This is a genomic window from Rhodobacter capsulatus (genome assembly GCF_005144475.1).
Lineage (GTDB): Bacteria > Pseudomonadota > Alphaproteobacteria > Rhodobacterales > Rhodobacteraceae > Rhodobacter > Rhodobacter capsulatus_C.
Map to the genome: position 1 here is coordinate 1 of NZ_SWJZ01000168.1, position 278 is coordinate 278.

The following is a 278-nucleotide window of genomic DNA, read 5'->3' on the forward strand; positions in this document are numbered from 1 at the left end:
GGCACGTCGCCCATCTGCATCGGCATGTAGTTTCTGATCGCTGTCTTGCCCAGACAGGCCTCGATCGCCTCGACGAAATCGAGCAGTCGCACCTTGTCGGAATTGCCGATGTTGACGACGCGCCAGGGCGCCACCGGCGACAGGCTGTCGCCCTCGGGCACCACCCCATCCGCGGGCCGCACCGGCACCGCGTCGATCAACAGCCGGATCCCGCGCACGAGATCATCGACATAGGTGAAGTCGCGATACATCTCGCCGTGGTTGTAAATGTCGATCGG

General features: G+C 63.3%; 1 pseudogene. It reads right to left on the bottom strand.

The features are described from left to right. Positions 1-278, bottom strand: a pseudogene (locus FBT96_RS20480) (UDP-glucuronate 5-epimerase); the annotation flags it as partial.